Source organism: Algoriphagus aestuariicola (assembly GCF_017254835.1).
Lineage (GTDB): Bacteria > Bacteroidota > Bacteroidia > Cytophagales > Cyclobacteriaceae > Algoriphagus > Algoriphagus aestuariicola.
Genome location: NZ_JAFKCW010000002.1, coordinates 23,407 through 47,900 on the forward strand (window position 1 = coordinate 23,407; position 24,494 = coordinate 47,900).

General features: G+C 47.9%; 22 protein-coding genes. 10 read left to right on the forward strand and 12 right to left on the reverse strand.

The window, feature by feature from the left end; genetic code table 11:
* Positions 1-194 precede the first annotated feature (194 nt).
* The 4 genes from J0A67_RS07340 to J0A67_RS07355 all read right to left on the reverse strand — a co-directional run bounded on the left by J0A67_RS07340 (position 195) and on the right by J0A67_RS07355 (position 5,767).
* A complete protein-coding gene (locus J0A67_RS07340; protein ID WP_206568666.1) occupies positions 195-1,223 on the reverse strand; it encodes a sugar phosphate isomerase/epimerase family protein in 1,029 nt (342 codons plus the stop codon).
* Positions 1,224-1,339: 116 nt separating this feature from the next.
* Complete coding sequence (ggt, locus tag J0A67_RS07345; protein ID WP_206568667.1) at positions 1,340-3,040, reverse strand: gamma-glutamyltransferase; 1,701 nt, start codon at positions 3,038-3,040, stop codon at positions 1,340-1,342.
* On the reverse strand, positions 3,040-5,406 hold the full coding sequence (locus J0A67_RS07350) for a S9 family peptidase (RefSeq protein ID WP_206568668.1): 2,367 nt from the start codon (positions 5,404-5,406) through the stop codon (positions 3,040-3,042). Before J0A67_RS07350 ends, ggt begins: the two co-directional genes overlap by 1 nt.
* 25 nt (positions 5,407-5,431) lie before the next feature.
* Positions 5,432-5,767: an Hpt domain-containing protein gene (locus J0A67_RS07355; protein WP_206568669.1), complete on the reverse strand. Its 336-nt coding sequence runs from the start codon at positions 5,765-5,767 to the stop codon at positions 5,432-5,434.
* Between the two features lie 323 nt (positions 5,768-6,090).
* Between J0A67_RS07355 and J0A67_RS07360 the strand changes: the two genes are divergently transcribed.
* Positions 6,091-6,549, forward strand: a complete 459-nt coding sequence (locus tag J0A67_RS07360) for a DUF2452 domain-containing protein (protein WP_206568670.1) — start codon at positions 6,091-6,093, stop codon at positions 6,547-6,549.
* A 3-nt stretch (positions 6,550-6,552) separates the two neighbouring features.
* Entirely contained in the window at positions 6,553-7,197 is a 645-nt protein-coding gene (locus J0A67_RS07365) for a DUF7255 family protein (RefSeq protein WP_206568671.1), read from the forward strand.
* A gap of 60 nt (positions 7,198-7,257) precedes the next feature.
* Here J0A67_RS07365 and J0A67_RS07370 read toward each other — a convergent pair whose 3' ends face one another.
* Together J0A67_RS07370 and J0A67_RS07375 are read right to left on the reverse strand one after the other, a co-directional pair.
* Positions 7,258-7,875, reverse strand: coding sequence for a deoxynucleoside kinase (locus J0A67_RS07370; RefSeq protein WP_206568672.1), 618 nt, complete (start codon positions 7,873-7,875; stop codon positions 7,258-7,260).
* A gap of 14 nt (positions 7,876-7,889) precedes the next feature.
* Positions 7,890-8,783 (reverse strand): 3-hydroxybutyryl-CoA dehydrogenase, encoded by an 894-nt coding sequence (locus J0A67_RS07375; protein WP_206568673.1) that lies wholly within the window; start codon positions 8,781-8,783, stop codon positions 7,890-7,892.
* A gap of 181 nt (positions 8,784-8,964) precedes the next feature.
* Here J0A67_RS07375 and J0A67_RS07380 point away from each other — a divergent pair, with 181 nt between their 5' ends.
* Complete coding sequence (locus tag J0A67_RS07380) at positions 8,965-9,798, forward strand: CvfB family protein (protein WP_206568674.1); 834 nt, start codon at positions 8,965-8,967, stop codon at positions 9,796-9,798.
* Here J0A67_RS07380 and J0A67_RS07385 read toward each other — a convergent pair.
* A complete protein-coding gene (locus tag J0A67_RS07385; RefSeq protein ID WP_206568675.1) occupies positions 9,795-10,154 on the reverse strand; it encodes an arsenate reductase family protein in 360 nt (119 codons plus the stop codon). The two genes, J0A67_RS07380 and J0A67_RS07385, sit on opposite strands and share 4 nt — an antisense overlap.
* 70 nt (positions 10,155-10,224) lie before the next feature.
* Between J0A67_RS07385 and J0A67_RS07390 the strand changes: the two genes are divergently transcribed.
* Both J0A67_RS07390 and J0A67_RS07395 read left to right on the forward strand, forming a co-directional pair.
* A complete protein-coding gene (locus J0A67_RS07390) occupies positions 10,225-10,719 on the forward strand; it encodes a YkgJ family cysteine cluster protein (protein WP_206568676.1) in 495 nt (164 codons plus the stop codon).
* A gap of 45 nt (positions 10,720-10,764) precedes the next feature.
* Positions 10,765-11,697, forward strand: a complete 933-nt coding sequence (locus tag J0A67_RS07395) for an ROK family protein (RefSeq protein ID WP_206568677.1) — start codon at positions 10,765-10,767, stop codon at positions 11,695-11,697.
* Here J0A67_RS07395 and J0A67_RS07400 read toward each other — a convergent pair.
* On the reverse strand, positions 11,678-12,064 hold the full coding sequence (locus J0A67_RS07400) for a hypothetical protein (RefSeq protein ID WP_206568678.1): 387 nt from the start codon (positions 12,062-12,064) through the stop codon (positions 11,678-11,680). The two genes, J0A67_RS07395 and J0A67_RS07400, sit on opposite strands and share 20 nt — an antisense overlap.
* Before the next feature lie 225 nt (positions 12,065-12,289).
* Here J0A67_RS07400 and J0A67_RS07405 point away from each other — a divergent pair, with 225 nt between their 5' ends.
* From J0A67_RS07405 to J0A67_RS07420, 4 genes are all read left to right on the forward strand, one after another.
* Positions 12,290-12,784: a DNA topoisomerase IV gene (locus J0A67_RS07405; RefSeq protein ID WP_206568679.1), complete on the forward strand. Its 495-nt coding sequence runs from the start codon at positions 12,290-12,292 to the stop codon at positions 12,782-12,784.
* A 9-nt stretch (positions 12,785-12,793) separates the two neighbouring features.
* Positions 12,794-14,689: a DNA topoisomerase IV subunit B gene (locus J0A67_RS07410; RefSeq protein WP_206568680.1), complete on the forward strand. Its 1,896-nt coding sequence runs from the start codon at positions 12,794-12,796 to the stop codon at positions 14,687-14,689.
* A gap of 45 nt (positions 14,690-14,734) precedes the next feature.
* Positions 14,735-17,353 carry a DNA gyrase/topoisomerase IV subunit A gene (locus J0A67_RS07415; RefSeq protein WP_206568681.1) on the forward strand — a complete coding sequence of 873 codons (2,619 nt, stop codon included), beginning with the start codon at positions 14,735-14,737 and terminating at the stop codon, positions 17,351-17,353.
* A 94-nt stretch (positions 17,354-17,447) separates the two neighbouring features.
* Positions 17,448-18,152, forward strand: coding sequence for a TrmH family RNA methyltransferase (locus tag J0A67_RS07420; protein ID WP_206568682.1), 705 nt, complete (start codon positions 17,448-17,450; stop codon positions 18,150-18,152).
* Between the two features lie 10 nt (positions 18,153-18,162).
* Here J0A67_RS07420 and J0A67_RS07425 read toward each other — a convergent pair whose 3' ends face one another.
* The 3 genes from J0A67_RS07425 to pckA form a co-directional block, all read right to left on the reverse strand.
* On the reverse strand, positions 18,163-18,759 hold the full coding sequence (locus tag J0A67_RS07425) for a hypothetical protein (RefSeq protein ID WP_206568683.1): 597 nt from the start codon (positions 18,757-18,759) through the stop codon (positions 18,163-18,165).
* 143 nt (positions 18,760-18,902) lie between these two features.
* Positions 18,903-19,346, reverse strand: a complete 444-nt coding sequence (locus tag J0A67_RS07430) for a peptidylprolyl isomerase (protein ID WP_206568684.1) — start codon at positions 19,344-19,346, stop codon at positions 18,903-18,905.
* A gap of 129 nt (positions 19,347-19,475) precedes the next feature.
* Entirely contained in the window at positions 19,476-21,077 is a 1,602-nt protein-coding gene (gene pckA, locus J0A67_RS07435) for a phosphoenolpyruvate carboxykinase (ATP) (RefSeq protein WP_206568685.1), read from the reverse strand.
* Between the two features lie 344 nt (positions 21,078-21,421).
* On the opposite strand from pckA, the gene J0A67_RS07440 reads away from it, so the two are divergent.
* Complete coding sequence (locus J0A67_RS07440; RefSeq protein WP_241265158.1) at positions 21,422-22,921, forward strand: peptide MFS transporter; 1,500 nt, start codon at positions 21,422-21,424, stop codon at positions 22,919-22,921.
* 104 nt (positions 22,922-23,025) lie between these two features.
* Here J0A67_RS07440 and J0A67_RS07445 read toward each other — a convergent pair whose 3' ends face one another.
* Positions 23,026-24,489, reverse strand: a complete 1,464-nt coding sequence (locus J0A67_RS07445; protein WP_206568687.1) for a hypothetical protein — start codon at positions 24,487-24,489, stop codon at positions 23,026-23,028.
* Positions 24,490-24,494: the final 5 nt, after the last annotated feature.

Sequence of the window (24,494 nt, forward strand, 5' to 3'; positions counted from 1 at the left end):
TTTTGTCTCAAAATGTAAATCAACGCGACCGTTTTCCGATTCCTTTACCTTAAGAGGCCTAATAGATCGGAAACAGACCTAGGAAATTGCTGTAGGCGCTAGGAAATGGTATCGTAAAAAAGCAAAAAAATGATGTGCCCCCAAGAGGTTGGTCACCTATCCGTGGCACATCAATTTAGACGACCTTACCTTCTTTAAGCCAATGCTTTGTGGCAAAATTCGACGCATTTTTGGACTTCTTTGACGGCGTCGGATCCTTCGGGAACCTGATATTCCAGCTCTATCGTCGCGGGAAATTTATATTTGTTCTTTTGCATCAGTTTCAGCATTTCTGGAATTGGGGTGTCACCCTTTCCCCAAGCCAGATTCCCCTTGCCATTGGCTGGCGTCTGACGATCTTTGGTATGCATGCTCAGTATGCGGGAGTGCTGCTTTTCGATCAGTTGCATAAGATCGCTATGTCCGGCAGCTATGTAGTGGCCTGCATCAAGGTTCAGTCCATTGTTTGGACTTTGCGCCAGAGCCGTATCCCAAAAAGTAAAAGTTTCCTGCTCATGTCCATGGTAGCCAATGTTCATTTTGTTCTTTTCGCCAAGTTTTCCGAGCCGTAGCGTCTGCGCATCGTCAGAAGGGTGCTCCAGGGTCACGTGACTCGCCCCGAGCGCTTTGGCGGCTTGCATGCCGTAGGATACTTCCAGATCGGAATTGTTTCTTCCAAAGGCGCTTGGCTTGAATGCATAGATGCTTACCCCGGCGTCCTTGTACATCTTGCGTAGCTGCTCAAACTTCTTCATGTCCGCCTTGGCCCGCCAGTCTGCGACCACTTTGGTGTAGGCATCTGCTTGGGCCCGCAAATCAGCCATTTCCTTGGTTTCGTCCTCCGTGAGGGTCTCGCCACGGCGTTGCTTTCCCCCCAACTGAGAAGCCCGCATCCGATTGAAAGTCGGTTTTGGCATCCCTGCAAAGCTTTCCGCCGGATCTCCCATCAGTTCTATCGAAGACAATCCTGAGTCGACGACATACTTCAATGTAGCTTCTGCGCTTTGGTCGGGCATGGATCGGAAGGAATAAGTGATACATCCGATCTTGACTCCGTTTATTTCCGAATCCGGCTTGTTGAGCGATTTGATGAGGGCAGGGGCGCCCTGGATCCAAGTAGGTGCCATAGCCAGACCAGCTATTCCCAAGGCTGATTTTTGTAGAAATTCTCTTCTGTTGTTCATGGTTAAGTTGGGTTTGCAAGAGTGTCTAGGCTTAAATTAGGATTTTTATTTCGGCTTTGCCCCTGATTTTGAACTGCGTCTGTTTTTCAAGGCTAGTTGGCAAAATAAGGTGGCGACTAGTATCCGAGGGCTTTGTCATCTCCCCTTGGATCAGCGCCGCCTTCCAACCTTCCATCAGGCAAGATCAAAATTGCATCAACTTTGCCGATCACCGGGCTGTTTCCCTCATTGATCAGGTATCCCCGGGATTTTAGCGTTAGAATCAGCGTTGAGTCAAATGATTCAGGTTCAAAATTGACCAGATCGGGGAGCCATTGGTGATGAAATCGAGGGGACTCTACAGCCTCTTGCATTCCCATACCAAACTCAGCTACATTCAAGATCGTCTGCAACACGGAGGTGATAATGGTTGATCCTCCCGGAGTTCCGACGACCATCCAGAGCTTACCGTCTTTCTCGACGATAGTGGGAGTCATCGAACTAAGCATCCGCTTTCCCGGAGCAATGCTGTTGGCTTCCGCTCCAACTAACCCAAACATATTTGGAACCCCCGGCTTGGCGCTGAAGTCGTCCATTTCGTTGTTCATGAAAAAGCCCAACTCTTCGATGAAAACCTTGGAACCATAGCCTCCATTGAGTGTCGTCGTGACTGAAACAGCATTCCCTTCAGCATCCACGATAGAATAATGGGTGGTCTCCATGCTTTCGGAAAAGTGTACCTCGCCTTGGGCTATCTCCTCCGATCTAGTGGCTGCCTGAAAGCTGAATGACTCCATCCTTGACTTTAGATATACAGTATCAAGAAGTTGATCTACTGGTATGTTAACAAAATCAGGATCTCCCAAATAATAGTTGCGATCTGCATAGGCGCGGCGCTCAGCCTCGACCAAAACCTGCACATATTCCGGCGAATGATGCCCAAGCTTTTGCAAGTCATAAGGCTCGATCATTTTTAGGATCTGAGCCAAAGTCATTCCCCCCGAACTGGGAGGAGCCATGGAGATCACTTTTAGGTTTTGATAAGGAAACACCAGTGGTTCTCGCCATTTTGCCTCGTAGCCTGCCAAATCCGCCTCGGTAATGATGCCGCCTTTTTGCTGCATGTGTGCTGCAAGCAACAGAGCTGTTTCACCCTTGTAAAATTCGTCGCGGCCATTTCGGGAGATTCGCTCGAGTGTGGCAGCCAAGGCGGGGATTTTCAGTGTATCCCCAGCCTGGATATCCCGATCGAAAAACGTTCCAGCGCCGTTTACTTCGACAAATTGTCTTCTTGCACGCTGCAGCCTTTCAGCCTGCCTCTCGGTGACGACAAATCCGTCACTGGCCAAGGTAATGACTGGCTGCAAGATCTCTGCCGGACTCAGCTTTCCAAACTTGGCCTGTGCCTCGAATATTCCGGCGATTGTACCCGGGACTCCCGAAGCCAACGCACCTTTAGTGCTAAGACCTGGGGTTACTTCCCCCTGTGGATTGAGATACATGTCCTTTGTTGCCGCAGCAGGAGCCTTTTCACGATAATCCATCGAACCTACCGAACCATCGGCCATTCGATAGACCATGAAACCTCCGCCACCTAGGTTTCCCGCAAAAGGATAGGTTACCGCCAAAGCCATCTCAGTAGCCATCATGGCGTCAAAGGCATTTCCGCCATTCTTGAGCACTTCCAGCCCTATCCGCGAAGCTTCCTCACGTGCGGACACAACCATCGCTTTTTCGGCAATCAGCCCAGTTTTTGTTTCAGGTTTTGGAGTCTCTTTTCCACAGGAGAAGAGAAGCAAAACCACAAAGACAAAGCCTGTAGGAATCGCCCTTTTCATCAATTCTGGTCGAGCAAAGTACTGTTGAAGAGCTTGAGGATTCGTTTGTATTCATCCGTCCAACTGCTCGGCTCGACAAATCCGTGATCCTCTACGGGATAGACCGCCATTTCCCAATTGTCCTTACCAAGCTCAATCAGTCGCTGAGAAAGCCTCACCACGTCTTGGAAATGCACATTCACATCCAACATGCCATGGGCAATCAAGAGATTCCCCTGCAAGCCTTCGGCGAAATAGATGGGAGAGGAGCGACGAAAAGCAATCGGATCCTCTTCGGGTGTGTTAAGTATGTTTGCGGTATAGCCATGGTTGTAGTGTGCCCAATCCGTCACCGAGCGAAGTGCCGCTCCAGACGTGAAGACATCTCCGTGGTTAAAGAGTGCCACCAGCGTAATAAATCCGCCATAGCTTCCGCCATAGATCCCGATTTTCCCCGGAGTGACGCCATGTTCGGCCATGAGAAATTTGGCTCCATCGACTTGATCAGAGAGGTCTTTGCCGCCCATATGGCGGTAGATGCCGGTTCTCCAATCTCGGCCATAGCCCGCTGAAGCACGGTAGTCAATGTCCAAAACAGTGTATCCAAGGTCGGTCAGGAGATTGTGAAACATGTATTCACGGAAGTAGCTGCTCCACCACTTGTGGACGTTTTGCAAGTAGCCAGCACCGTGGACGAAGATCACCGCAGCGCCGTTTTTCTTGGAAGGCTCAGGGAGATAAAGTCTGGCCGGAACCTGGGCTCCATCCTGCGCGGCAAATCTGACGATCTGCGGATCTCGCCATTTATACGCTTTGAACTCCTCGCTTTGGCCTGAGGTCAGTTGCTGGGCTTTTGCACCCGCCTTGTTGTCTTGGAGGTACAGTTCCGCGGGGGTATTGCTGTAGGAATAGATGATGGCAATTTTCTTTTCGTCGGGGGAGAGCACTACTGCGTTATTACCTGTCATCGAAGTGAGCTTTTCCATAGAGCCACCCATCAGGGGCATTTTGTAAAAGTGTCGCTCTCCTGGATCCACTTCGGATGTCGTCAGATACCAAGACTTCTTGTCCTTGGAAAGGAATGGATCAAACACCTCAAAATTACCCTGGGTCAAGGCTTTTTTCTCTCCAGTCCCCACATTCAGCAAATAAAGATGCGAGTAGCCGGTCGCTTCAGACTGAAAATAGATGTGTTGGTTGTCAGGAAGCCAGCCCAGCGTACCACCGCCAAAGCCTCCGCCTATACCTGGTCCTCCGACCCACGCTTCGTCGCGCTGACGATCAAGCGTTTTAAGTTTACCAGTTTCCAGGTCTACCTCTGTGATCCATCGGTCTTTGTTGTCAAAAGCCCGAACTTGGAGAATAGTCTTTTTTCCATCGGGGGAAAAGATAGGACTGGACAAGGTGAGAGCACGCTCTTTTTCCTCCCAGGTCTTCTCTGGATAGTCCTTTACATAATCGGGAAGGTCTTTGATGCCAGGAAGATCGGAGGTGGATACGAAATAAACGGTATCCCTTGTCAGATCATAAATGCCAATCTCGACTTTGCTTGGACTGTTTCCCACCTTGGATCTCGCATTGAGGTCTTCGGTATAGCCAGATGCGTCGACGTAGTTGGGGACTGCAGTGTTTTTGTTGGTTGCTGGCGTGAAGATGGAGAAGGTTGCGAATCTTTCATCCGGGGAGAGTTGAAGGTTGGTGAGGTTTTTACCCTGTGTGTAGTAAGTGTATTCGTCAAAACCATCTCGAATGGATTCCCGATAGGCTTTTGACTTTTCTTGAGCTTCTTTTCTCTCCCGCACTACGTCGAGTAGCTTTAGGTTTTCGGACTCGAGGAAAGTGATTTTTTCCTCGGACTTGTCTTTGGAGGAGGGTTTGGAGCCACTAGAGATATTGGTGACTTTGCTGACTGTTTTTGAGCTTCGGTCAAAAACGTAGATGTTTCCGCTTGAGTTGAAGGCGACTCGATTTTCATTGGCCAAAAACCGAAGATTGGTCACCGGCTCATGCCACTCCAGGAGCGTGGTGTTGGTATTTTTCTCCAGATCTTCGAGCATAATCAGGTTGTCCTTCCTGTAGATTCTCTGGCTTTGGTCAGCATTGAGGTCGGATTGAGGCCTTGCCAGAGCCTTTTCCTCCGGCCAATGCACCTTGGTAATTTGTGACGGGTTTGCAAGATTTATCTTGTAAAGGGAGTCGGTGGGGTCTCCTTCTAGATTGTATTTGAAAAAGATCGTCTTACCGTCATCGCTCCATTCGGGGGAGGAGGGGAATACTCCCATCCACTTGGGATCTCGCATGATGTGTTCGACTGAGAGTGGGGATTGTGCCGATACTTCCGTCAGAGCGAAAAGAAGAATCGGCAGAAGAAGTAGTTTTCTCTGCATGGGAAAGAATTAGGGTGTTTGAAATTCAGTTAATTGCCGAAACGAACTTGGTCAATTCGGTTTCGATGACCTTGATTTGCTCCTGAAGAGAGTCATTGAGCGGGGCTGAATTTTCCAAGTTAGCCTCGATTTCTTCAAGTGTCCTCCTGGTTTTGATGGCACCGATGTAGCTCATACTTGGCTTGGCCTTGTGGCAACGCTTTTTGATCGTCGCAAAATCCCCGCCTTTGTAGAACGAACCCAGTTCCTTCAAATCCTTGATATTCGTATCCAGGATGATTTGGATCATCTCACGGATCATATCCGGATCATCGTCTCCAAAGTACTGATAAATGGACTGCTCGCTTATGAGATGGTACATGTGCGGAAAAAGAAGGATGTAAACTGATAAAAATCGCGGTTTGGTGTCAGTAAGTTAAAACAAAAAACATTTTCCCAAAAGTCTCTTTTGCTTTTCATGAGTTTTAAATTTGGGCGATCAAACGACAATTCTCTCCGGGACTGCCCGTAAATGGAGAAATAAGAAGACATGACGAAGAACAAGAAAATTTTCCTGGTTCTCTTTATCATTTTCATGGCAATCATGCTTTGGATCGGCTATGATATTTCCAGAAGGACGACTTTCCCTGGCTCCAAAGGGAATTTAAAAGAACGTATTTCGTCTGAAACCGAAGCTGAGAAAAAATGACGGCAAACAAGATTGACGTTGAGAAAATCGACCTGGAAAGGATGAAAGAGTCCACCACGGAGACTCCGTGTACGCTGCCCTATGCACATCACAACGGAAGTGCCGTAGTGAAACCGGAAGACCAAGGAAAGATCACCGGGCGTGCCGTGGCGGCCATGCACACGCAGACCGACATGCAGATGGCCCAGATATACGAGCAGATGAGGCTATTGGCCGACCAAGCCAAGAAAATCCAAACTCGGGTAGAAGTTTCCGAGCGAATCTACCAAGCCACCATGGCCTTTGAGCCGCTGATCAACCACCGCTATTTTTTGTACCAAAAAGCCGAGGGATCCGACTTTCTAAGCATGATCGCTCCCGAGGAGTGGGGGAGGAAGCGGGATTGGGCGACCTTTGTCGCGGAAGTGAAGCTTCTCGCTGACCATACTTGGGAGATTCTCAGAGACAACAACTAATTGATGGAACATCTGATGACAAGACAGCTCGACCATATACTAAAGGAAGGTGGAGCGGAATACGACTGGCAAATCGATCTGGAATTGAACCCGAGTTTTTTGGACACAAAAGGAAGATCCTGGCTCAAAGAAGTATTTGAAGACCTCGGTGGTAATGGAAGCTTTCCCCTTCTGGAAAAGCTCAAGTTTGATTTCAAATTAGGAAGAACTCTTCTGGTCTGGGATGACGAGCTGCATTTCAACCGATATAGACTGACGACCTTTCGGTCCGAGATGTATTCCGAATGGAACTTTGGGTTTGCCGAAGGACACAGACGACTCTGCCGAACGTACGAAAAGGAATGTCTCAAAGCTGGAATGCAACTTCGGATTTGGAATGGTCCGCCCGTGGCCAAGACTGCTTTTGGCGAAGCTTCAGATTCTGGCGACCTGACTGGCAATGGCGCTACTGGCTGGAAGTTGACCGCCTACAATGACGCCCAATACGACTTGCAGACTCGCCTACATGGTTACAAACTTATCCGGCTTTCTCCCTACGAAACACTGATGACAGGCGGAACGCTCAAACGTCTAGACCAGCTACTAGTCAATCCTAAACAAGAGCAGCGGACTATGCTGTACAACTGGCTAAAGAGAAAAATCACATAGACTTCCGCTGTGAAAACCCACGGTTAAGATTTTGGTTTTGGCACCCAGCCAGATAGCAAGTCAAGAAAACAAGCCAAACATCTCCCGCTCGATCTTTTCCACGATAAAGGAAAAATCTTCAGGACGTTCCACAAAGTCCAGATTGTTCACATCGACGACGAGTAGCTTTCCCTCCTTATATCCTGCGATCCACTCTTCATAATGGGAGTTGAGGTTTTTTAGATAGTCTATGCGCATGGCCGTCTCGTAGGATCGTCCCCGTTTTTCAATTTGGCCGACCAGCTTGGGAATATCCGCTTTGAGATAGATCAGCAAGTCTGGTGCTTTGACATGCGTAATCATCGAGTCAAAGAGGCTTCTGTAGTTCCAATAATCCCGCTCAGTCATGAGCTTGCTTTTGTACAGGTTCGCTGCAAAGATGTATGCGTCCTCATAGATCGTCCTATCTTGGATGGTCGAGACAGCACTTTCTTGGATTTTCCGAATCTGGTTGTAGCGGGAGTTGAGAAAATAAACTTGGAGATGGAAGGCCCATCGCTTCATGTCTTCGTAAAAGTCCGGCAGGTAGGGGTTTTGATCCACAGACTCAAACTCCGCCTTCCAACCATAATGTTTGGCCAATTTTTCGGTAAGCGTGGTCTTGCCACTACCGATATTTCCGGATACTGCTAGGTGCATTTCTTGCTGCGGGTTTAGATTTTGGAGAATCTGGGGGAGACGATCAGATCCTTGCTTCCGGCGGTGTAGCTATAAAAACCTTCGCCAGTCTTCACGCCCCTGAAGCCTGCCTCGACCATGTTGACCAAAAGAGGACAGGGCGCATACTTTGGATTGCCAAACCCTTCCTGCATCACCCGTAGAATGGATAGGCAGACGTCGAGACCTATGAAATCCGCAAGTTGCAGAGGTCCCATGGGGTGGGCCATGCCGAGTTTCATCACGGTGTCGATCTCCGCAACTCCCGCCACCCCTTCATAGAGGCTATAAATTGCTTCGTTGATCATCGGCATCAGGATTCTGTTGGCGACGAATCCAGGGTAATCGTTGACTTCTACCGGGTCTTTGTCCAGTTTTCGCGATAGCTCCATCACGGATTTGGTCACTTGATCCGAAGTGGCATAGCCGCGAATGACCTCGACGAGTTTCATGACAGGCACCGGGTTCATGAAATGCATTCCTATGACCTGATCTGGACGTTGGGTCACGGCAGCGATCTTGGTGATGGAGATCGAGGAGGTATTGCTGGCCAAAATAGCCCCGGCTGGAGCAAGCTGATCCAGGTTTCGAAAGATTTCCAGCTTCAGCGGGAGATGCTCGGTGGCGGCCTCTACGACCAAATCTGCCTCTGCAACTCCTTTTTCCAATTCCGTAAAAGTGGAGATTAGATCCAGCGAAGCATCTTTTTCCTGTTCGCTTAGCATTCCTTTTGCTACTTGACGATCCATGTTTTTGGAGATCGTAGCGAGGGCTTTCTCCAGCAGTTCTGACTTGATGTCCACCAGCGATACCCGAAAGCCCTTTTGGGCAAAAATATGCGCGATGCCGTTTCCCATCGTGCCGGAGCCGATGACTGAGATAGATTTCATAATTACTTTATTTGGAGCAAAAATCGTTATGATTTGGGTTTGAGCATTGATGGAGAGCATCCCGCTTTTTCCAAAACTAAGTTTAAGCCTTTCCAAATCCAATTTTGGCAGTTGACTTTCGGGCTTTTCCTCCCAGCAAAAAACAACGCTCCAAAAAACGATTAATCCATACCTTTGATGGATGAAAGAACTCGGCCAAATCAGCAGACTGCCAATCAATCGCTTCACCGACTACGGTGCATACATGGCCCTCAGTGACGGGGAAGAAGTCCTTTTGCCCAAGGGCTATCTCGAAGGGGATGAAAAAGAAGGGGACTTCATCAACGTGTTTGTGTACACCGACAGTGAGGATAGACCGGTGGCAGTCACCACCATACCCAAGGTACTTCTGGATGAGTTTGCCGTCCTCGAGGCGAAGGAGGTGGGCAAGATTGGTGCTTTTATGGATTGGGGCCTTCCAAAGGATCTCCTGGTTCCCAATGCAGAAATGGGAAAGCCGATGAAGCAAGGGGAGAAATACCTCATCCGACTTTGTCTCGACCATAGATCCAACCGATTGATCGGAGTCTCCAAGTACCGTGAGTTCATTTTCCCTGCACCTGAGTATTACCAACCGGGAGAGGAGGTCGAGGGCTTGATCTTTGAAAAAAGCGACTTGGGCTACAAGGTATTGCTGGAGGATCGCTACGAGGGTTTGATTTATGCCAACGAAGTTTTCCAGCCGCTGGAAATTGGCTCGGAGAGAAAACTGTGGGTGAAAAAACGCCGCGACGACGGTAAACTCGATCTTCAGGTATTGCCCATGGGGAGGGTCAAATACGACGAAGGAGCGGAAAAAATCCTTGAAATCTTGGATTCCAAAGGATTTCTCCCGCTTCACGACAAGTCCGACCCGGCGGAAATCCAAGCGCTGCTCGGCATGTCCAAAAAGCATTTTAAACAGTGTATCGGTCAGCTGTACAAAGCCCGACAAATTCTCATCAGGCCTGACGGCATCTCGCGAATCGAGGACTAGTCGAGTTTAAGTATATCACTGGGTGTCCTGCAGAGGATAGCCTTGTTCTTGAAGATGGCAATAGGGCTTTTGATCAAGTGGGGAAATTTCACCAGGATGTTTAGCCAGCCCTCATCGTCCCAGTCCTTGCCTGCGATTTGGCTTTGGTAGTCGGGATGGGATCTGTTTAGCAAGTCCTTAGGCCTCAGTTGCAGCTTGCGTAGGATTTGGTCCCATTGTGTGGCGGTAATGGGCTCGTTGATGACATCTATCTCGTTGACAAACCTAGTCAGAGTTTTTGCATAGGCCTTGGTTTGCTTGTCTATTGGCTGTGCTGAGCTGTGATAGAAATACAGTTCGGAAGGGTGAAGTCTCATGGCGCTTGGGTTTAGTGAACAATAATATAGTGAAATATTCTAAATATTTGTAATTCAATATTTTGCAAGATTGACGATCGACATTAATAAATTTTCCAGAGAGAGTAAATCCGATTTTCCGGCAAACAAGAAGCTGAAGGAAAAGCTAAAAAAGACCAAGCCCAGGGATTTGGACGCCAAGTTCCATAGCCTGCACGAAGAGGTCTTTGAGGATATAGATTGCCTAAACTGTGCCAACTGCTGCAAGACCACCAGCCCGATTTTCATCCAGACCGACATTGACAGGCTCGCCAAGACATTTCGGATGAGGAGCAGCGAGTTCATAGACGAGTATCTTTTTCGAGACCCAGACGGTGACTATGTGCTGCGTTCCGCGCCTTGTCCCTTCTTGGGTGCCGACAATAAGTGCCTGGTATATGAAGACCGCCCCAAGGCTTGCCGGGAGTATCCTCATACGGATCGGAAAAACATGCTTGGGATTTTGGATCTTAGTCTGAAGAACACCTTGGTCTGTCCCGCCGTACTCAAAATATTTTATGAGATCGGCAAAGAATATAGGAAGTGACGCATTTCTTTTGCTTTTTTGGCAATCAAACCTATAAATAACACTATGAGCAAACAGGATTCTCTTTTTTTGGGAGTGGACGTAGGAGGTACACACCTGAAGATTGGATTGGTAGATAGGAAAGGCACTATGCTGGACTTTCAGAAAGAAGATACAAGGCCATATAGAGACAATCCTGAAGGATTTGGAAAGTGCTTCATCGAAGGACTTGGAAAATACCTCAAGAAATATCCTGAAGTCGACAAAGTCGGCATTGGACTCCCTGGGATGATCACAAAAGACCGAACCACTCCCTTGGAAATTCCGGCTATTCCCAACCTCAACAATTTTCCCTTGAAGGCAGGGCTTTTGGAGCGTTATCCAAATCATGAATTTTTTATGGAAAATGATGCCGCCGCGGCAGCCATTGGCGAGTTTTATTATGGCAAAGGTGACGTGGCCGAAAATTTTCTTTTCATAACGATGGGGACGGGTATCGGCAGTGCCTTAATATTGGATGGACAGGTGTTCAAAGGCTCCAGAGGCAATGCCCTAGAGATGGGACACATGCTTTCCCGAGGAAATGCAGGATTGGAGACCCTGATCGGAAGAAATGGCATTCTCAGGATCATGGAAAATCTGATTTCCGCCTATCCGGAAAAAGCGGGAGAACTGATCGGAAAAGAACTTGGTACACATCTGCTGGTGGATACCGCAAAAACCGGGAATGAAGTTTCCCTGATGGTATTCAAAGAAGTAGCTGAGATAATCAGTGAGGCGATCGTCTCGACGGTGCGGATACTCGATGTCACGGATGTGTATTTCGGAGGAGGAATTTCAGCCGGCTTGGAGTTCATGATGCCGACCATAGATTACAATACCAGAAAATACCTCACACCTTATTATGTGAAGGATCTTAGGCTAAAGAAAGCCACCCTGGAAAACAACGCGGGTACCCTTGGAGCGGCGGCGCTTTGCTTTATGGGTTCAGGGTTGTGATCGTGACTTCGGACACCTTACTGATAGCATTCATTCGAAAAAGAACCTTCAGGGGTTCTTTTTCCTCTTTTATGCCCTCGCAGTCTCCGCTTGGCTCGATAAAATAGAAGAAAAAGCTTTGGCTTTTATCCACCAGCTCTATCCGATCAGGCCGGCCGAATGTTTTGATCAAGGCTTGGTTGTCGGCTCCCAAAAAATTGTTCTTGACCGCTTGGAAAGCCTCCAATTCCAGCATCCTAAGGCCAGAGCAACCATAGCGATCCGATTTCCAATTGTCCAAATTCACTTCGCCCGCGTCCATCTTCCCACTACAGGAGGCCAGTCCTAGGAGAGCAAGAGTCAGAAATGAATAGAAGGTCTTTTGCATGCTAAAGAGGAATTTTCCTGCAAAGATGGCTTCAAAAGTCGAGGCCGTTGCAAAACTTCAGGGAGTAAAATATTCCCTCGAGCCCAAAATTGGAAGTTCGCTGACATTCATGTGTTTGAAAAATCTCCGAAAGTATGTGTCGGAATTATCCTCGGCCTGATCGTCCAACTTGCTCCCTTGGTTAGCTCAAATCGGTTATATTAGCACGTTCAATCACTCATTCGCATGTATTACAGATTTGGAAAAGTATTCTACTTCACGAGTATTTTACTTTTCGTTTTCTTTCTATTGTATTTCTATTCAGCACTCACCGAGACCATAGGCCTAAGTGTAGATGAAAATGGCACAGTGGCGCGGACGGTGGACAAAAGCAGCTTTTTTTACGGGACGGTGGCTATCTTTCTCATCCTGAACGCATTCACGCTGTTTACCCCCAAGTCCCTCGAGACTAAGTCCAACAAAAAGCTGCACCGAATATTCCCAATCGGGGATCCCTTTAGAGACTACCTGCTCACATGGTTTTATTCATTTGGTGGGATCATCAATCTGAGTTTGGCCTTGTTGGTGTTTTTTGTACACTCGATCAACAATCAAGAAGTCATTGCTTCAAGTCAGTTCAACTTTTTCTTTTACCTCATGCCCTTGCTGTTGGCGATCTGGGTGATCGGGCTGGCGGTCTTGTTGGTGGGCAAATTCAAACAAATCCAAAAAGGAGCGTAATCGAATATTATGGCAGAACCAGTTAAATATACAGAAGACAGCATCAAGTCCCTGGATTGGAGAGAGCATATCCGCCTTCGTCCGGGAATGTACATCGGCAAGCTCGGCGACGGAAGTGCCCAAGATGATGGGATTTATGTTTTGGTAAAGGAAATTCTGGATAACTCCATCGATGAGCACATGATGGGTTACGGGAGAAATATTGAGGTAAAAATCTCCGAACACCGCGTGGAAGTTCGCGACTTTGGCCGAGGTATCCCCTTGGGAAAAGTGATTGACTGCGTGTCCAAGATCAACACTGGGGGAAAATACGACTCTGGAGCTTTTCAAAAATCAGTAGGACTCAACGGAGTCGGTACCAAAGCGGTCAACGCGCTCTCCGACTATTTCAAAGTGCAATCCTATCGGGAAGGCGAGACCAAGATGGCGGAGTTTGAAAAGGGCGTGCTGACCAACGACGCGCCTATCGGCAAGACTTCGGAGCGGAACGGGACCAGGACGATCTTCTCGCCGGATGCCTCGATTTTCAAAAACTACCATTTCATCCCGGAGTATCTGGAAAACCAAATCTGGAACTACGCCTACCTCAACGCCGGACTGACGATCAACTACAACGGGAAGAAGTACTTTTCCGACAAAGGACTCTTTGACCTGCTGTCCAACAAGGTGGACGAGGAAAGCATCCGCTATCCCATCATCCACATCAAAGGCAACGACATTGAAGTGGCGATCACCCACTCGGGTTCCTATGGTGAAGAATATTATTCCTTTGTCAATGGTCAATACACTACCCAAGGAGGTACGCACTTGGCCGCTTTCAGAGAAGCCATCGTAAAGACGATCCGGGAATTCTATAAGAAGGATTTTGACGCGTCTGACGTACGGCAGTCTGTGGTGGCTGCGATTGCTGTGCGCGTACAGGAGCCGGTTTTCGAGTCCCAAACCAAGACGAAATTAGGCTCGCAAAGTATTGGTCCAGACGGACCTACACTGAGGACCTTTGTCAACGACTTCATCAAGACAGAGCTGGACAATTACCTGCATAAAAACCCAGCTACCGCCGATGCGCTGCTGAAGCGAATTCTCCAGTCTGAGCGCGAAAGAAAGGAAATCTCGGGTATCAAGAAGCTGGCTAATGAGCGGGCAAAAAAAGCGAATCTCCACAACAAAAAGTTGCGGGATTGCCGGGTACATTATGATGATGCCAAGGGCGATGAAGAGGTGAAAAACAACACGATGCTCTTCATCACCGAAGGGGATTCGGCTTCCGGATCGATTACCAAATCCCGTGATGTGCAGACTCAGGCGGTTTTTTCCCTTCGCGGGAAGCCGCTTAATTGCTTTGGGATGACCAAGAAGGTAGTCTATGAAAATGAAGAATTCAACCTGCTTCAGCATGCGCTCAACATTGAGGATGGGGTGGAAAATCTCAGGTTCAGAAAGATCGTGATCGCTACCGACGCGGACGTGGACGGTATGCATATCCGGCTGCTGATCATGACCTATTTCCTGCAATTTTTCCCAGATCTGGTGAAAAACGGACATCTCTATATTCTGGAAACTCCACTTTTTAGAGTGAGGAATAAGAAAGAGACGATCTACTGCTACACTGATGAGGAGCGCCAGCGTGCTATCCACAAACTCGGAAGCAAACCAGAGATCACACGCTTCAAGGGATTGGGGGAGATTTCACCGGAAGAGTTTGGCAACTTTATAGGAGAAGACATACGATTGGAGCCAATCATCCTGAACAAGGAAACCAAAATTTCAGATCTCTTGACCTTTTACATGGGGAAAAACACGCCGGACAGGCAAAGTTTCATCATAGAGAATCTAAAGATCGAAAAAGACTTAGCTCTGGAAGATCCCAAAAAGGCAGAGGAGGAAGAGGTAGAAGCAGCATAAATTATGTCTCGAATTGAACAGCACACGAGCAATTGGAATTAGTACATGAGTGACGAAAATAACTTAGCAGATGGTGCAGACGAGAGTCTGCATACCTCCGTGCCCGTGACGGGCATGTACAAGGAGTGGTTTTTGGACTATGCGTCCTATGTGATATTGGAGCGAGCGGTGCCGGCCATTGAAGATGGCCTGAAGCCAGTACAGCGTAGGATCATGCACGCCATGAAGGAAATGGACGATGGGCGGTTTAACAAAGTCGCCAACATCATCGGCCAATCCATGCAATATCACCCACACGGGGACCAGTCCATCGGTGACGCGATCGTCAATCTAGGGCAGAAAGAATTGCTGATCGAAACGCAAGGTAACTGGGGAGACATCAGAACTGGGGACGGCGCTGCGGCGGCAAGATACATTGAGGCTAGGCTGTCAAAATTTGCCTTAGAGGTCGTATTTAATCCTCAAACCACCGAATGGCAGCTTTCCTATGATGGTAGAAAGAGAGAGCCGGTCACGCTGCCTGTCAAGTTTCCTCTGCTGTTGGCCCAAGGCGTGGAAGGAATTGCAGTCGGTCTTTCCACAAAAATTCTCCCGCACAATTTCATCGAACTCATCGAGGGCTCTATCGAGATCCTCAAAGGCAACAAAACCAATGTGTTGCCAGACTTTATTACCGGTGGATTGGCGGACTTTTCGGACTATCAGGAAGGAATCCGGGGAGGCAAGATCAAGGTTAGGGCAAGAATTGAAGAGGAAGACAGTAAAACTCTCTTAATCAAGGAGATTCCCTATGGGACTACGACGGATTCTCTGATCGATTCTATCCTCAAGGCCAACGACAAAGGCAAGATTAAGATCAAGAAAGTCGTGGACAACACGGCGAAGGATGTTGAGATTCAGATACAGCTGACGCCGGGTGTGTCTCCGGATGTCACTATTGATGCCTTGTATGCATTCACCGACTGTGAGATTTCCATCTCTCCCAATGCTTGCGTGATAATAGAGGATAAGCCAGTTTTCCTGACGGTCAACCAAATCCTCGAGTACAACACCCATCAGACCAAGGAGCTTCTTCGAAGGGAGCTCGAGATCCGAAAGGCAGAGCTGATGGAGAAATTGCTTTTCTCCTCACTTGAAAAAATCTTCATCGAAAACCGAATCTATCGCGACATAGAGGAGTGCACCACTTGGGATGGGGTCTTGCAGGCGATCGACAAGGGCCTTGAGCCATACAAGCCTGATTTCTACAGAGAAATCACCCAAGAAGACCTGATTCGTCTGACGGAGATCAAGATCAAAAGAATCTCAAAATTTGACGCATTCAAGGCAGACGAACTGATGAGGCGTCTGCAGGAGGAGCTGAAAGAAGTGAATTACAACTTGAAGCACCTCACAGAGTATTCGATTAAATACTACCAAAGCCTACTCGGCAAATACGGAAAAGGGCGAGAGAGAAAGACTGAAATCAGGGCTTTGGATACGATTGAAGCAACTGTTGTCGCAGCAAACAACGCAAAATTGTACGTCAACAAAGCCGACGGATTTGTTGGTTATGGCTTGAAAAAGGACGAGTTTATCTGCGATTGCTCTGACTTGGATGACGTGATTGCCATTCGTCGGGATGGGAAGTTCATGGTATCCAGGATTCAGGAAAAGGGATTCATGGGCAAGGATATTTTGTACGTTGGCGTCTTTCGAAAGAACGACGACCGAATGACGTTCAATTTGATCTACCTCGATGGCACATCTGGACGATCCATGGTAAAGCGCTTTCAAGTCGGCGGAATCACCCGGGATAAGGAATACGACCTGACAAAGGGCACTAAAGGGACAAAAGTACTTTACCTCACAGCCAACCCAAATGCCGAGGCTGAGACGGTGACCGTCTACCTCACCCAAGGGGCAAAAGCAAGGGTCAAAGTGTTTGATTTTGATTTTGCAGACATTGAAATCAAAGGACGTGGGGCAGGAGGAAATATTTTGACGAAATATCCCGTCCGCAAGATCCAGTTCAAGATGGAAGGGAAATCAACTCTTGGAGGTTTGAATATTTACTATGACGTGGTGGTGGGACGATTGAATACAGACCAACGAGGCAAGCTCATTGGCAACTTCCTCGGCGATGACAAGATTTTGGTTTGCTATAAAAATGGAGACTATGAGCTGACCAGCTTCGAATTGACCAATAGATACGAGCCATCGGATGTGCTTTTGATAGAAAAGTTCGACATCAAGAAAGTGCTCTCGGCAATCTATTTTGACGGGGCGACCAAGATCTATTTTGTCAAGCGGTTCTTGATCGAGACAACAACTGTCAACAAGCGCTTCAACTTCATCTCCGACCACAAGCAGTCTTTCCTCAAAGTCGTTTCGACTGCGAGTCAACCCCAGGTATCCGTTACCTTGATCAAAGGAAAAGAAGAGGAGGTGACCGAATACGACTTGGATATGCTGATCGATGTAAAAGGCTGGAAAGCCATTGGAAACAAGCTGAGCACCTATCCCGTCAAGGATATCTCGCTAATCCAATCTGAAAAGGCAGGCGAGTCCGAATCTGAGGATGAGGCAGAAACTCCTAGGCCTTCTGAACAGGAACTCGAGATAGGTAGCACGATCGACCTCAGCCCAAAGAAAGACGACGAGGAGCAATTGGGCTTGTTCTGATCGTACAGATAGCTGACAGGCAAGCTTTCCGGAAGTTTAGGCTTCTGGAAAGTTTGTTTATGCGCCTTTGGGATTATTTTGAAATAACACAGGGATGCCTAGCGAAAAAGAAAAAAACGACTTTGATCCAGGCCTGCTCGACTACCTCGGCCAATACATCACCGAACACAAGAAATCCGTGATGGAGCAGGTCTTATCCAAAAGGACCAGGCACCTCACAGTCGTTTTGGAGGATATTTTTAAGCCCCACAACGCAAGCGCGGTGATCCGGACTTGTGATTGCTTCGGACTGCAGGACATACATGTGATTGAAAAGACCAACAAGTACAAAGTAAATCCATACGTGACTCGAGGTGCTTCCCAATGGGTGGATTTGCACAAGTACTACAGGGAAGATGGAACCTCAGTGGACGCCTGCTTTGACAGCCTTAGGGAAAAGGGCTATAAAATCTACGGCACCAGCCCAGAGCCGGGCTCGATGTCGATCTATGATCTGCAGGCGGATGCAAAGCTTGCGTTGGTTTTTGGCAACGAGCACGAAGGAATATCAGAAGAGGTCAAATCCAAAGCGGACGGTTTGGTCCATATTCCCATGTTGGGTTTTACTGATAGTTTCAATATCTCGGTATCGGCTTCGATATTTCTTTTTGATCTAGTGAGAAAAGCCCAAAAAGCGGAAATAGAGAACTTTCTTCTTTCAGAGGAGGAAAAAAACTTGTTGAGGATGAAATGGTACCGTTCGCTGGTGAAGAATTCAGAAATCCACGAGAAAGTTTACCTTAAAAACCGAATTGGATAAGCTAGGTCAGTTACTTAAATAGATCTGAAAAGGGCTTTTTAGTCTGCTGTTGCGACGCCTTTTTGGCTTTTTGTCTTTGTTTTTGCCGCCTTTTTTGTTCTTTGCTTTTCACCAAAACAGTACGTGCAGAAATGCCGACCTGGCCCCGATAAAACTCCTCTCTTCCGCTGATATTGATATTGGGCTTGTAGTCGAGCGCGATGACTGCATTTGCGATGGTGAGCTCGATACCGGCCACGAGGTCCACGCCAAAAGTCGCATTACCGTAGGTGTGGACTATCTCCTTTGTGGCTGGGTTCTTCACAAAAGACTCTTCCTTGCCGAAGGACGCTCCGCCGCCCAAGTAGTAGTTGAATCGCTTGGAAATAATCGGCCTATGCCTCTCCAGCAATAGCGAAAAGGTTGAATTTAGGTTGAAATCAGACTGGATGATTCCCTCTAGGGTGACTCGCTCAGTTAAGCGCTGCTGTAGCGTCAAACCTAGTGTCCTGTTGAAATCCGAATTGCCAAATCGGAGTCCTAGAGCGGTGCCGTAGCGCTGCGGAAAGGCCTGAAATGTTATTTGGAAAAAAAGGAAGAGCAGTAAGGTAAGAAATGGTTTTGCCATGGAATAGGGGATTGACTGTGCAGTTGCTCAATTTCCATTCCAATCCAATGCAAATTACCACACTCCCCAGCGGCAAGGTTTGTGAACTTGCCAAGCTATTCAAACCTATCAAACAAAAAATCCCTCGTTCGAGGGATTTTCAATTAAGCTTCAGTCTCTGAGATGACGATCTTTTCTATCTTGTCTCCGGCATGGATTGCATCGATCACCTCCAGACCTTCAATTACTTTTCCGAAGCAGGTGTGGTTTCTGTCCAAGTGGGCGGTGTTGGTACGGCTATGGCAGATGAAAAACTGGGAGCCTCCTGTGTTTCTACCCGCATGGGCCATAGAAAGCACGCCTCGGTCGTGATACTGGTTTCCGCCGTCTAGCTCGCATTTGATTTTATATCCAGGACCGCCAGCTCCATTACCGATGGGGCAGCCGCCTTGGATCACGAAATTAGGAATGACGCGATGAAAAGTGAGGCCGTCGTAAAAGCCTTTTTTGGATAGATCCACAAAGTTTTGAACTGTGTTTGGGGCGTCTTTTTCAAAAAACTCCACCTTCATTGTACCTTTTTCAGTAATGATTTCTGCTGTCTTCATTAGGTTTGAATTTCTGGTTTGTGTGGGCCTTTAGGCCGAAAGAATATAGAATCGCAAAAATAGGCGATAGTGACCTTACTTTACTAATAAAAAGACGAGGTGCGGTACTCACACCCCGTCTTTTTCGGATTATTTCAAGGGAGCTCCCTTTAGGATGTCCTCATCGGCAAAGTCTTCGAATTTACGGAAGTTTTCCTTGAAGGCATTTGCAAGATTCTCTGCGGTGCGGTCATATTGTTCAGCATCGTCCCAAGTGTTTCTTGGGTTGAGGATCTCAAAGGGTACGTCCGGACAGATATTCGGAACCATAAAGCCGAACACCGGGTCGACATGGTAGGGAGCGAATTCAAGTTTTCCTTGTAGCGCTGCCTTGATCATAGCGCGTGTATGGGAGAGCTTCATCCTTGTGCCTGCCCCATACGATCCACCAGTCCAACCGGTATTGACCAACCAGACATTCACCTCATTTTTTTCCATCTTATTTCCAAACAGCCTTGCATATTCGGTGGGATGTAGCGGAAGGAAGGCCGCTCCAAAACAAGCCGAAAAGGTCAGCTTGGGCTCGATTACGCCCATTTCGGTGCCGGCCACCTTCGCCGTGTATCCTGAAATGAAATGGTACATGGCTTGACTCTTGTTCAGACGGGAGATAGGTGGTATCACTCCAAAAGCATCCGCTGTTAAGAAAAAGATATTTTTCGGAATGGAGCCTATGGAAGGTTGGAGTGCATTCGGGATGTAGTGGATGGGGTAGGCTGTTCGGGTGTTTTCAGTCAGAGAGCGATTGCCATAGTCAATATCCCTAGTTCCGTTTTTGAAGCAGGTGTTTTCCACCACCGAACCAAACTTAATCGCATCGTAGATTTCTGGCTCTTTGTCACGGCTCAGATCTACCACCTTTGCGTAGCATCCTCCCTCGAAGTTGAAGACGGAATCTTCCGTCCAGCCATGTTCGTCGTCTCCGATTAGCTGACGATCAGGGTCTGCCGAAAGCGTGGTTTTGCCCGTTCCGGAAAGCCCAAAGAAAATGGCGGTATCACCGTCTTTGCCCATATTGGCCGAGCAGTGCATAGAAAGAATTCCTTTTTCATGTGGCAACAAAAAGTTAAGCACCGAAAAAACCCCCTTCTTCATCTCTCCGGCGTAGGCTGTGCCGCCGATGAGGATCATTCTCTTCGTGAGGTTCAAAATGACAAAGTTGGCGTTTTGGGTTCCATCGGTTTTGGGATCTGCCTCGAAGCCTGGTGCACAGATGATGGTAAAATCCGATTTGAAATTTTTGAGTTCGTCCTTGGTCGGTCTCAGAAACATGTTGTAGCAAAACAGATTGTGCCAAGCCATGGTGTTGATGACCTTCAGCCTGAGCTGGTGGTTTGGATCTGCGCCAGCTAGCGCATTGCGCACAAAGAGATCTTTGTCAGCCAGATAGTTTTTCATTTTAGCCAACAGCTGATCAAATTTCTCTTCGTCTAAAGGGATGTTGATATCTCCCCACCAAACGGCTTCTCTTGTCTTTTCGTCCAAAACCAGGTAGCGGTCTTTGGGTGAGCGACCGGTAAACGCCCCGGTATCTACCATTAGCGCTCCTGTGGAAGAAAGAAACCCTTCTTTCCTGCGAAGGGAATGCTCCACCAATTCCGCTGGAGTCAGGTTCGAAAAAACTTTTCCCGAAGTATCCACATCAGGGAGTGGATAGGGGGAAACTGTAGGAGTCAGAACTAGGTCCTGCATAAGATTTTTGGGTTTATATTCTGAAAATAATCTCACCAAAATTAGAGAGATTATTGAAATTCAAAACCAAAAAATCATCGAAATTTCGCAGTTCAATCGATTACGAAGAAAAATCAGAACAATATTTGATTTTTGTCAGCTTTCTTGGAATCCCTCCAAATCCGGCTTTGGGTTGTTAGGTGAAATTGCACTTGATATCCATGCCAACTAGGGAAAACTTTTTAAACAAGCGCCAAAAAAGTTTATCATTGCAGTTCTGTTTCTTAAAAAAATATCAATTCTTGGAAAAACAACTTAACTCTGAATTTACCGGACCCACCGCTTTTGGACATCCCAAAGGACTAATGACTTTGTTTTTCACAGAAATGTGGGAACGCTTTAGCTATTACGGCATGCGGGCATTGCTCATCCTCTTCATGACCAAAGCAATAGTGGATGGAGGCCTGGGGTTTGACGACAAAACGGCTGGTGCAGTTTATGGGCTTTACACGATGGGAGTTTACCTTTTGGCACTGCCTGGAGGCTGGCTGGCTGACCGTCTGTTTGGTTTGAAGAAGTCAGTCTGGTATGGTGGTATCATCATCGCTTTGGGCCACTTCATGATGGCTCTTCCTGGAATTGAATCTTGGATAGCTGGCGGATCGGAACCCAAAGTTTCGCTAAGTACGCTTGACACCACCTCGTTCTTTTTGGGACTTATTTTGATCGTATTGGGCACGGGATTGCTCAAGCCCAATATCAGTTCAATCGTCGGACAGCTTTATCCTGCCGGGAGCTCCAAAAGAGATGCAGGTTTCTCAATATTTTACATGGGCATCAACTTGGGAGGCTTCATTGCACCGATTGCCTGTAGCACCGTGGCCGAATTTGATATGCATATGGGTTTCGGTTTAGCTGGCTTGGGAATGGTATTTGGATTGATCCAATACAAACTCACTGGAGGTAGCCTAGACGGATATGGAGAGCCTCCCATTGCGATCACTTCGGAAGAAGTCGCTTCGAAAAGGAAGCTCCAATCGATCACCTCGGTTATAGGTTTGATGGTTGCCGCCGTTGTCGGAGTTTTGTTTACCGGGATCATCCCAATCAACGCCTCTGCCATTGCGGGAGCTTCAGGGACGGTCATTGCGATTGTGGCTTTCGGATACTTGGGCTATGTTATACTTTTTGGTGGCTTGGTGAGTTCAGACAAAAAGAAGGTGGGTGCGATTGCCATTCTTTTCGTTTTTTCTGCGATGTTTTGGTCCGGCTTTGAACAGGCAGGCTCTACGCTGAACTTGTTCGCGGAGCGTTTTACCGACCGAACTGTCTTTGGCTGGGAGATTCCTACCGGCTATTTCCAGTCGATCAACTCGCTCTTCATCATCATCTTTGCACCAATATTTGCGGCCCTGTGGGTATGGCTCGGAAGAATTCATCTAGAGCCCAGCTCCCCGATGAAGTTTACTTTTGGCCTGCTCCTGCTGGGACTGGGCTTTTTTGTAATGTACTTTGCTACGAAGATTGCAGCTTCAGGAGATCTGGCGGCCCCTACCTGGCTGATCATTACCTATATGCTGCACACCTTTGGTGAGCTGAGCTTGTCACCTGTCGGACTTTCCCTTACAACAAAGTTGGCACCGAAAGGCTATGCTGGACAAATGATGGGGATTTGGTTTTTGTCCGTCGCACTTGGTAATCTCTTCGCAGGAATAATCGCAGGTGAGGCGAGCGGAGGCACTGAAGAGGGCCTGGCTGCAATGCCTGACCAGTTTATGACCATCGTATACACGGTAATTGGATCTGCACTGCTTCTATTTTTACTGAAACCTGTTCTGCGGAAGCTGATGGGAGAAGTTCATTGATTTACAAAGATAATCTCATAGAAAAGGCCCACGAAATCCAGTTTCATGGGCCTTTCCTTTTTTAAAATTCAAGCTTTGTAGCAAGCTAGATGGCTTCTGTTTTCCTATTGAACTGGGATATCGTTTCCAGGAATTGCGTTGGGATTGGTGAGTGGAATATTGGATCCCCATTTGGCATTGATGGCATTGATGAATTCATTGGCAATAAATCCATGCGCACGTCCATTTGGATGAACGCCATCCACGGAAAACCCACCGTTTGGCGGAATGATGGAGGCATTTAATACAGCACCGCCAAAGTTGACCTGTCCTTGTAGCACTCGGTTCAAAAAAGCATTGATGTCAACCAAGACCAATCGCTGCGCATCTGCCTGCACCGCAGCTGAAATTATCCCGTTAAACGTGTCGATTTTTGTTTGTATTTGCGTTTGTTCCGCAGGGGTCAGGACGTAGACATCCTCGACAGGATAGCTCACTCCTCGCACGACTTGGGAATTTCCGCCAATAGGCTGACCCAAGGCTTGCGCCAAAGTAAGCGTAGCCTTGTCGGATGCTTTGCTTTGTCTGATGGATGGAAGTCCAAACTGGCTAAGGTCGGTTAGGCTTTCGTCAGACATGAGGAATCCATTCTGTCCCGCTACAAAGTTGATCGTACGCAAGACCCTTTCTTCCTCGTTAATCAGCCCCATATTTTTCAGCTGGACCAGGCCGCCATTGTAGGCGGCGAATCCTTGGTTTACCGCCGCCGCTGTACCTTGGTCCAAAGGAAGCGCATTCCAGGGCACCAGATTGAAATAAGGCAGTACGTTAAGGTTAGGGATATTTGCCACAGCGCCCTTTGCATCTGGATTGGCAGACAACATGGCTCCGAGCGCGAGAGAATATCTCTGAGTGAAATCGGAATCGGAAGTCAATATCAGGGGATTGGAGGCACCGCCAATGGCGTAGCCCAGCACATCACTGCTACCCAACCAAAATGAAAAGAATGTGCCACTTGATCCCAGGGCCTGTGCTGCGTCCCCGATTGGGGTTGACGCACCTGGGTTGGAAGCAAATCTCGCATAATATGGGTTGAAGGCAGGGTTTTGAGGGACATTTGGTCCTCCTGTCTGGGGGATAAGTGCCAGGCCAAGGGTCAAACTTGGGGCGGAGAAATTGTTCAGCTCCGCCTTATTTCCACCATACGCTGTCGGCAATTCTCCGGGTCCTATGGGAGCCGGAGACGTGACGCCATTGGTTGTTTTAAGTATCAGCCTGCCCAGAATCGTATTATTTGGCCCCATACCATAATAGCCATTGACCGAATTGATGGAGGGTTGAGTAAACGCACCTCCATCGACTAGGCTCATCTGCTCCGCCAGTCTCACGGCAAAAGAGTTTCCCTGCCCTCTGTCATATAGCGCTCCGTCCATGAAGCCCGCCGCTATGCCGTCGCCGATGACCACCATTTTCGCAAAGTTGGCTTCACCTGCAGTTGGCACTTGCGTTTCGTCAGCTGGAAAATCGTAGGTACAGGATACTACAGCTCCAAACAAGGGTATGAATGAGTATTTTATGAAATTTTTCATGGATG

Coding starts and splice junctions, on each gene's coding strand:
- J0A67_RS07430 (WP_206568684.1), bottom strand. CDS start 19,346: ATGAAGACAGCAGAAATCATTACTGAAAAAGGTACAATGAAGGTGGAG.
- J0A67_RS07445 (WP_206568687.1), bottom strand. CDS start 24,489: ATGAAAAATTTCATAAAATACTCATTCATACCCTTGTTTGGAGCTGTA.
- J0A67_RS07410 (WP_206568680.1), top strand. CDS start 12,794: ATGGCAGAACCAGTTAAATATACAGAAGACAGCATCAAGTCCCTGGAT.
- ggt (WP_206568667.1), bottom strand. CDS start 3,040: ATGAAAAGGGCGATTCCTACAGGCTTTGTCTTTGTGGTTTTGCTTCTC.
- J0A67_RS07385 (WP_206568675.1), bottom strand. CDS start 10,154: ATGAGACTTCACCCTTCCGAACTGTATTTCTATCACAGCTCAGCACAG.
- J0A67_RS07365 (WP_206568671.1), top strand. CDS start 6,553: ATGGAACATCTGATGACAAGACAGCTCGACCATATACTAAAGGAAGGT.
- J0A67_RS07400 (WP_206568678.1), bottom strand. CDS start 12,064: ATGCAAAAGACCTTCTATTCATTTCTGACTCTTGCTCTCCTAGGACTG.
- J0A67_RS07360 (WP_206568670.1), top strand. CDS start 6,091: ATGACGGCAAACAAGATTGACGTTGAGAAAATCGACCTGGAAAGGATG.
- J0A67_RS07405 (WP_206568679.1), top strand. CDS start 12,290: ATGTATTACAGATTTGGAAAAGTATTCTACTTCACGAGTATTTTACTT.
- J0A67_RS07355 (WP_206568669.1), bottom strand. CDS start 5,767: ATGTACCATCTCATAAGCGAGCAGTCCATTTATCAGTACTTTGGAGAC.
- J0A67_RS07370 (WP_206568672.1), bottom strand. CDS start 7,875: ATGCACCTAGCAGTATCCGGAAATATCGGTAGTGGCAAGACCACGCTT.
- J0A67_RS07380 (WP_206568674.1), top strand. CDS start 8,965: ATGAAAGAACTCGGCCAAATCAGCAGACTGCCAATCAATCGCTTCACC.
- J0A67_RS07440 (WP_241265158.1), top strand. CDS start 21,422: ATGACTTTGTTTTTCACAGAAATGTGGGAACGCTTTAGCTATTACGGC.
- J0A67_RS07375 (WP_206568673.1), bottom strand. CDS start 8,783: ATGAAATCTATCTCAGTCATCGGCTCCGGCACGATGGGAAACGGCATC.
- J0A67_RS07340 (WP_206568666.1), bottom strand. CDS start 1,223: ATGAACAACAGAAGAGAATTTCTACAAAAATCAGCCTTGGGAATAGCT.
- J0A67_RS07350 (WP_206568668.1), bottom strand. CDS start 5,406: ATGCAGAGAAAACTACTTCTTCTGCCGATTCTTCTTTTCGCTCTGACG.
- J0A67_RS07415 (WP_206568681.1), top strand. CDS start 14,735: ATGAGTGACGAAAATAACTTAGCAGATGGTGCAGACGAGAGTCTGCAT.
- J0A67_RS07425 (WP_206568683.1), bottom strand. CDS start 18,759: ATGGCAAAACCATTTCTTACCTTACTGCTCTTCCTTTTTTTCCAAATA.
- J0A67_RS07395 (WP_206568677.1), top strand. CDS start 10,765: ATGAGCAAACAGGATTCTCTTTTTTTGGGAGTGGACGTAGGAGGTACA.
- J0A67_RS07420 (WP_206568682.1), top strand. CDS start 17,448: ATGCCTAGCGAAAAAGAAAAAAACGACTTTGATCCAGGCCTGCTCGAC.
- pckA (WP_206568685.1), bottom strand. CDS start 21,077: ATGCAGGACCTAGTTCTGACTCCTACAGTTTCCCCCTATCCACTCCCT.